General features: G+C 66.0%; 6 protein-coding genes and 1 riboswitch. Of the genes, 4 read left to right on the top strand and 2 right to left on the bottom strand.

All coding sequences use genetic code 11. The annotated features are described in order from the left end of the window. Nucleotides 1–489 precede the first annotated feature (489 nt). Complete coding sequence (locus APY03_RS39245) at nucleotides 490–1377, bottom strand: LysR family transcriptional regulator (RefSeq protein ID WP_068686194.1); 888 nt, start codon at nucleotides 1375–1377, stop codon at nucleotides 490–492. Between the two features lie 96 nt (nucleotides 1378–1473). Between APY03_RS39245 and APY03_RS39240 the strand changes: the two genes are divergently transcribed. After that, the gene (locus tag APY03_RS39240) at nucleotides 1474–1911 is read left to right on the top strand and encodes a PACE efflux transporter (RefSeq protein WP_068686192.1); all 438 of its coding nucleotides are present in this window, start codon (nucleotides 1474–1476) and stop codon (nucleotides 1909–1911) included. 91 nt (nucleotides 1912–2002) lie between these two features. On the opposite strand, the gene APY03_RS42245 is transcribed toward APY03_RS39240, so the two are convergent. Further along, entirely contained in the window at nucleotides 2003–3040 is a 1038-nt protein-coding gene (locus APY03_RS42245; protein WP_146039275.1) for a hypothetical protein, read from the bottom strand. Nucleotides 3041–3341: 301 nt separating this feature from the next. Then, nucleotides 3342–3436, top strand: a riboswitch (S-adenosyl-L-homocysteine riboswitch). Between the two features lie 59 nt (nucleotides 3437–3495). On the opposite strand from APY03_RS42245, the gene metH reads away from it, so the two are divergent. From metH to APY03_RS45255, 3 genes are all read left to right on the top strand, one after another. Next, nucleotides 3496–6210, top strand: coding sequence for a methionine synthase (metH, locus tag APY03_RS39230; RefSeq protein ID WP_083944944.1), 2715 nt, complete (start codon nucleotides 3496–3498; stop codon nucleotides 6208–6210). Beyond that, nucleotides 6210–6710, top strand: coding sequence for a hypothetical protein (locus tag APY03_RS45260; RefSeq protein ID WP_232324579.1), 501 nt, complete (start codon nucleotides 6210–6212; stop codon nucleotides 6708–6710). The genes metH and APY03_RS45260 overlap by 1 nt, the downstream gene beginning before the upstream one ends. 60 nt (nucleotides 6711–6770) lie before the next feature. Then, the coding region (locus APY03_RS45255) for a protein O-mannosyl-transferase family (RefSeq protein WP_232324578.1) at nucleotides 6771–7510 on the top strand (740 nt) is incomplete at its 3' end.

Raw genomic sequence — 7510 nt, 5'->3', positions numbered from 1 at the left:
CCCCGCCGCGGGCGAACTGGCAGCCCCGGCCCTGGAATGACCGCGACTCGGGCTACCGACCGCGTCCGGGCCCAGGCTACCAGCCGCAACCTGACCCGGGGTACCGGCCGCAACCGGGCTGGCGGCCGCCGCCCGGACAGCGCCCGCCGCCGGAGCAAGGCTTCCGGCCGCCGCGGCCCGAGCGTGACGTGCGTCCGCCGCAGCCCGGTCATGACTTCCGGCCGCCGCGGGGCGATGCGGGCGTCCGGCCGCCCCGGCAGGCCCAGCCGCCGGCCATGCAGCCAGGCCCTCGTCAGCCGCAAATGCCCCAGGGCCAGGCGGCCGGTCGCCCACCGGCGCCGGTGCCCGGCCCGGCGCCGGCAATGCCTGGCGCGGATCTGCGGCAACGGCAGCTGGACCGGATCAACCGGCCGCCTTCGAACGATCGGCCCTAGAGCGAATCATTGAGCTGGTTGAACCGCACCGACCGATTTCAGTGATCCAGTGGATTCAGTCCTTCTTGCGTGCGATCAGCGCCACGAAGCGCTGCGCGCCGAGGCCCAGCGGGCGCTCGCGCGACCAGACGACGTCCACCCACAGGTCCAGCCCGTTCGAGAGGTTCTCGAACGGGATCTCGACCAGCGCGCCGGCCGCCACGTGCGGCCGGGCGAAGTTGCGCGGCAGCCAACCCCAGCCGAGGCCGGCGGTGATCAGGCTCAGCGCCGCCAGCGCGTTGTCGGTGCGCCAGACATGGCGCGCAAACTCGAAGCGCGGGTCACGGGTGGCCAGGTCGCGGCCCGCCACGACGATCTGCCGGGTGGTTCTCAGGTGGTCCTCGCGCAACCGGCCGCCCGCGCCGGCCAGCACCGGATGGCCGGGCGCGATCACGGCCACCATCATCTCGTTGGCCACCTCCTGGAAGGCTTCGCGGCCGTCCAGGCTGGGCCGCTCGAAGACCAGCGCCAGCTGCGCGCGGCCGCTGTGCAGCAGCGCCAGCGCATCGTCCTGCGGCGCGGCCAGCACCTCGACCTCCAGCTGCGGATATTCCTGCGCGAGCGTGGCCAGCGCGCCGCTCCACGGCGCGGCGAGCAGCTCGGGCGCAATGGCGAGGGTGAGGCGGTTCTCCAGGCCCTGCGTGAGGGCCAGCGCCTGCACCTGCAACTGCTGAAGCTGCGCCGCGAGCAAACGGGCTTGCGGTTCCAGCGAACGCGCGGCGGGCGTGGGCTGGGGCTCGCGCCCTTTGCGGTCGAACAAGGCGAGGTCCAGCTCCGCCTCGAGGTTGGCAATGGCCATGCTGACCGCCGAGGGCACGCGGTGCAGGGCGCGCGCGGCGGCCGAGAACGAGCCGTGGTCGAGCACGGCGAGGAAAACCTCCACGTTGTCGCTGGTGAAACTCATCGATCTGTCATCAAATCTGAAAGAAGATGACTTTTTATATCAGCATCGGACACATAAAGTCGAGCCGTCATTCAGCAAGTACCGGGAAGCGATTTCATGCAAGGGCTCAAGCGCCGCGTCGTCTACATCACGCTCTACGAGGGCATTGCCATCATTGCGGCCAGTGCGGGACTGGTATTGATGACGGGCCAGAGCGCCGGGCATTCGGGCGTCGCGGCAGTCCTGGCATCGGCCATCGCCATCCTCTGGAATCTGACCTTCAACGCCCTGTTCGAGCGTTGGGAGTCGCGCCAGGCCGTGCGGGGCCGGAGCCTGCGCCGGCGTATTGCCCATGCGATCGGTTTCGAAGGCGGGCTGGTGGCCTTCCTGGTGCCGGTATTCGCCTGGTGGCTGAATGTGAGCCTGTGGCAGGCGCTGGTGATGGACCTGGGCTTGGTCGTGTTCTTCCTGGTCTACACCTTCGTCTTCAACTGGGCGTTCGACGGCGTCTTCGGCCTGCCAGCCTCGGCGTCCGGGGCACCCCAACCGGCGTAAAGCTTCGGGCGCCGAGGGAGCGTTGCAGCGGCGCCTTTTTACGAGGCGCCACGTCAGGCTTTGGCTTCCACTCTGCGCCAGGCGATCGTCCTTAGCGCAGTGCTTCCTCGCAATATTCCCTGATACGACTGATACCACCGATACCACCGATACCACCGATACCACCGAGCTCGTATGCCACCGCAATTCTTCCTGCATGGAACGGAGTTATGTAAGTTTCGAATCTCTGGATGAGATCATTCACGTACTCCAGCCTCCTCTCGTCCGGAAGGGCTGTCAGAGATTCGGCGAGGGTCCCGGTCTCCGGGCACAATTCCGGTCGATTAATCACATCTTTGCCGCCCGCAGCGCAATAGACAAGGTTCATGGCGCGCCTGTGCAGCCGGACCTCGCGGTTATCGGTCTTGCTGAACACCTCTGCGAGGTTGCTTATTGTGACCTGAATCGCCTTTTCCGGCGCCACAGGGGACTCCTTCGCAATCGGAACTTCAAAGAGGTCCGCGTCAAGTTTAGTAAAAGGCTCCAGATCGGGAGGCGTCATGATCATTCGAGGCGACAATGGCCCCGTCATTTCTTGGAGAGAAAGCGGTCCCTTCGCCTGGACCTTATCCAATTTATTTCTTCTTGGGGAGATGAGGGTTCCAAATTTCACGCCAGGTAGCTTTGGCAGTTTTGGTAGCTTCGATGGCTTTGTTTCGCGAGCCTTGTTGAAGGGTGTGATCGCGGAAGAGTCATCTTTAAAAATGAGATGCGAATATTCGTCTGCCGCTTGCGAGGACGTGGGTGGTTCGGTGGAACTATTGTTTTCAGAGCTGCAAGAGTGATTTTCGAGAGCGACGCCGATACGCGAGCGGGGAGACAGGAGAATCAGAGGGTTTTGTTCCATCGGCACCCGTGATTTCGCTGGGGTGCTCGGGCGATGCGATTTCCATCGAGTATTGTTCGTGTAGTTGCGCAGAGCGCCAGCTTGCTTGAATCGTTCCCTTTGTTCGCTGCGAGTGGTTTGCCTTTTGACGACGCTGGCCAGTGAGAGGCTTTGGGGCTCCTTGTTCTCGGGCGGCGAACCGGATTTTTCTTCTTTACTCGAAGAAGAAGAGGAGGTAAGTTTCCGGAAAGAGTTTGGCTTCATGAAAAATGTCTTTAATATGTTGATGAAAAACTCAGAATTCGCGTTCGCGAGCCCGCCCCGTCCGCGTGAGAAACGACGGCGCAGAACTCCGTAACGCGTTATCGCCCGGGGTTCCATTCCGGCCCGCCCTTCAGGCCTCTATCAAGCAGAGGCTGCTTTTGCAATCCGCTGAATCCACGTCCCCCTCTCGCCGACAGCGAGAGTACGAGAGCCAGACACGATCAAAAAGCGGAAACGAATTCATGCCAGGTCTGACGCGCCGGATCGGCGACCGGGCGGTGGAGCGAGGGTAAAATCGCCGGCTCCCAAGGAGCGTTGCAGCGCGGCCTCCCTTGTCCAGGGCGCCGCGTCAGGCTTGGGCTTCCATTCGCTGGAGTGCAACGACGCTCGCCTGAACCCCGTTCGCAGGTGAGCCCATGTCTTTAGATTCCTCCTCTCCCATCCAGGTCCCCCCGATGAAGCTGTCCGGCCTGGAGCCGGTGCAGATCGGCGCGGGGACGCTGTTCGTCAACATCGGCGAGCGCACCAACGTCACCGGCTCCAAGGCCTTCGCCCGCATGATCCTGAACGGCCAGTTCGAGGAGGCGCTGGCCGTGGCCCGCCAGCAGGTCGAGAACGGCGCCCAGGTGATCGACATCAACATGGACGAGGCCATGCTCGACAGCAAGGCCGCGATGGTGCGCTTCCTCAACCTGATCGCCAGCGAGCCCGACATCGCGCGCGTGCCGATCATGGTCGACAGCTCCAAGTGGGAGGTGATCGAGGCGGGGCTGCGCTGCATCCAGGGCAAGGGCATCGTCAACTCGATCAGCATGAAGGAGGGCGTGGAGGCCTTCAAGCACCAGGCGACGCTGCTGCGCCGCTACGGGGCCGCCGCGGTGGTGATGGCCTTCGACGAGAAGGGCCAGGCCGACACCTACCAGCGCAAGATCGAGATCTGCGAGCGGGCCTACCGCATCCTAGTCGACGAGGTGGGCTTCCCGCCCGAGGACATCATCTTCGACCCCAACATCTTCGCGATCGCCACCGGCATCGAGGAGCACAACAACTACGCGGTGGACTTCATCGAGGCCACGCGCTGGATCAAGAAGAACCTGCCGGGCGCCAAGGTCTCGGGCGGCGTGTCGAACGTGAGCTTCAGCTTCCGCGGCAACGACCCGGTGCGCGAGGCCATCCACACGGTGTTCCTCTACCACGCGATCCAGGCGGGCATGGACATGGGCATCGTCAACGCCGGCATGGTCGGCGTCTATGACGACCTCGAGCCGTCCTTGCGCGAGCGCGTTGAAGACGTGGTGCTCAACCGCCGGCACGACGCGGGAGAGCGCCTGGTCGAAGTGGCCGAGAGCGCCAAGAGCGGCGCCAAGGACGACAGCAAGAAGCTCGAATGGCGCGGCACGCCGGAGCAGCCGGTGTCGGTCGACCAGCGCTTGTCGCATGCGCTGGTGCATGGCATCACCGATTTCATCGTCGAGGACACCGAGGAGGCCTACCGCGCCATCCTGGCCAAGGGTGGCCGCCCGCTGCACGTGATCGAGGGCCCGCTGATGGACGGCATGAACGTGGTCGGCGACCTGTTCGGTGCCGGCAAGATGTTCCTGCCGCAGGTGGTGAAGTCGGCGCGCGTGATGAAGCAGGCCGTGGCCCACCTGATCCCCTACATCGAGGAAGAGAAGCGCCAGGACGAGGCCGCCGGCCGCGACGTGCGCACCAAGGGCAAGATCGTCATCGCCACCGTCAAGGGCGACGTGCACGACATAGGCAAGAACATCGTCACCGTCGTGCTCCAGTGCAACAACTTCGAGGTGGTGAACATGGGCGTGATGGTCCCCTGCCACGAGATCCTGGCGCGCGCCAAGGTCGAGGGCGCGGACATCGTGGGCCTGTCGGGCCTGATCACGCCCAGCCTCGAGGAGATGCAATACGTCGCCGGCGAGATGCAGAAGGACGAGCATTTCCGCATCCGCAAGATCCCGCTCCTGATCGGCGGTGCCACCACCAGCCGCGTGCACACGGCGGTGAAGATCGCGCCGCACTACGAAGGGCCGGTGGTCTACGTGCCCGACGCCTCGCGCAGCGTGAGCGTGGCGCAGTCGCTGCTCTCGGACCAGGCCACTGCCTACATCGACGAGCTCAATGCCGACTACGACAAGGTGCGGCACCTGCATGCCAACAAGAAGCAGGTGCCGCTGTGGCCGCTGGCCAAGGCGCGTGCCAACAAGACGCCGATCGACTGGAAGGGCTACGTGCCGCCGGTGCCCAAGTTCACCGGCCGGCGCATCTTCCGCAACTTCGACCTGAGCGAGCTTGCGAAGTACATCGACTGGGGGCCTTTCTTCCAGACCTGGGACCTGGCGGGCGCCTTCCCCGCGATCCTCAAGGACGAGGTGGTGGGCAGCGAAGCGGTGCGTGTCTTCGGCGACGGACAGCGCATGCTCAAGCGCCTGATCGAGGGCCGCTGGCTCACTGCCAACGGCGTGATCGGCTTCTGGCCCGCCAACACGGTGAACGATGACGACATCGCGCTCTACACCGACGAGACGCGCACCCAGGCCGCGCTCACCTGGTACGGCCTGCGCCAACAGACCGAAAAGCAGGCGATCGAGGGCGTGATGCGTCCCAGCCGCTGCCTGGCCGACTTCGTTGCGCCGCGCGACAGCGGCCTGGCCGACTACGTGGGCATGTTCGCCGTCACCGCGGGCGTCGGCGTCGAGAAGAAGGAAAAGTTCTTCCTCGACGACCTCGACGACTACTCGGCGATCATGCTCAAGGCCTTGGCCGACCGGCTCGCCGAGGCCTTCGCAGAGGCACTGCACCACCGCGTGCGCACCGACCTCTGGGGCTACGCGCCCGACGAGGCCCTGAGCAACGAGGCGATGATTGCCGAGAAGTACCGCGGCATCCGTCCGGCGCCGGGTTACCCGGCCTGCCCGGACCACAGCGTGAAGCGGCCGATGTTCGAGCTGCTCCAGTGCCAGGAGATCGGCATGACCCTGACGGAAAGCCTGGCCATGATGCCCGCCGCCAGCGTCAGCGGCTTCTACCTGAGCCATCCAGAGGCCACCTACTTCAACGTCGGCAGGATCGGGCGCGACCAGTTGCAGGACCAGGCCGCGCGCCGCCACGAGCGCGAAGCCGACCTCGAGCGGCTGCTGGCGCCCAATCTCTGATGCTGGTCGAGAAACTGACCTTCGCAGCCGCGCACTATGCGGCGCTGGCGATCTTCGTCGCCGGCTGCTGGGGCTTCGGCCGGGCGGTGTTCGTGCGCCTGGGCGTGCCGGTTCATGGCGACTTCTGGCTCGAGACGGCCATGGCCACGGCGCTCGGGGTCGGGATCTTCATCTGCGTGTTCCAGGCGCTTGGCATCGCGGGGCTGCTCAATGTCCCCGGCGTGCTCCTGACGGTCGCGGTCGGCTTCGCCGCGGCCTGCGTGCAGTTCCCCGCGTGGCTGCGGCAGGCGCGCGCCCTCGAGCCCGGGCCGGTGCTCACCTGGGTCGAGAAGGCGGGCCTGGCCGCGCTGGCGCTGGTCGCGCTGCCCACGCTGGTGGCGCCGCTGGCGCCGCCTGCGGCCTTCGACGAGCTGATGTACCACCTGCCCTACGCGCGCCAGGTGGCGCAGAGCGGCACGCTGGGCATCCACGAGTGGCTGCGCTACCCCTGGTTCCCGTAAAACTACAACCTGCTCTATGCCGGCGCGCTGCTGGTCGGAGACGACGCGCTGCCGCACTTCTTGAACGCTCTGGCGGGCTGGCTGTCGGTGTGGATGGTCTACCGCCTGGGCGTGCAGCACCTCAACCGGGTGCTGGCCTGCGCGGCGGCCGGCATCTGGCTCGGCATCGGCGACTACTCGAACGCGCTGATCGACATGGGTGTCGCGCTGTTCGTGCTGTCCGCCTGGATCGCCCTGTGGTGGTGGAACGAATCGCACGCGGCGCAGCCGGCGCAGGGCGCACGTTGGCTGGCCCTGGCGGCCTTCTTCCTGGGCTTGGCGGCCGGCTCCAAGTACCAGGCCCTGACCTTCCTGCCGCTGGCGGCGTGGTTCGTGGTCCGCCGCGAACGGCGCCCGGCCATCTGGGCGGTGGGGCTCGTGTGCTTCCTGCTGCCCTGCGTCTACTGGTACGCGCGCAACGCCGTGATGACCGGCGACCCCTTCAACCCGATCGGCGCCAAGCTGTTCGGCTTCAGCAACTGGACCCTGGCCGACTACAAGAACCAGGTCGACGACGTGCGCGCCCACGCGGCGCTCCCGAACTTCCTGATCTGGCCGGTGGTGCTCGCACCCTTCAGCCTGGCGTGGCGGCGCGCGCCGGCGGTGCACGCGGCGATCGTGTTCTGCGCCTACTCGCTGCTCGTGTGGGCGCTGACCTCGCGCTACCCGCGCTACATGACGGCCTCCTTCCCGCTGCTCGCGCTGGTCGCGGTGCTGGGGTGGCAGGTGCTGCTGGGATGGATCGCGGCGGGGCTGCGCAG

This window comes from Variovorax sp. WDL1 (assembly GCF_001541225.1).
In the GTDB taxonomy this organism is placed as follows: domain Bacteria; phylum Pseudomonadota; class Gammaproteobacteria; order Burkholderiales; family Burkholderiaceae_C; genus Variovorax.
This window is presented reverse-complemented; position numbering and strand designations above follow the sequence as displayed.

Bases quoted from the DNA above. Each gene is read 5' to 3' on its own strand.
- APY03_RS39245 (WP_068686194.1), bottom strand. From the start codon at position 1,377: ATGAGTTTCACCAGCGACAACGTGGAGGTTTTCCTCGCCGTGCTCGAC.
- APY03_RS39240 (WP_068686192.1), top strand. From the start codon at position 1,474: ATGCAAGGGCTCAAGCGCCGCGTCGTCTACATCACGCTCTACGAGGGC.
- APY03_RS42245 (WP_146039275.1), bottom strand. From the start codon at position 3,040: ATGAAGCCAAACTCTTTCCGGAAACTTACCTCCTCTTCTTCTTCGAGT.
- metH (WP_083944944.1), top strand. From the start codon at position 3,496: ATGAAGCTGTCCGGCCTGGAGCCGGTGCAGATCGGCGCGGGGACGCTG.
- APY03_RS45260 (WP_232324579.1), top strand. From the start codon at position 6,210: ATGCTGGTCGAGAAACTGACCTTCGCAGCCGCGCACTATGCGGCGCTG.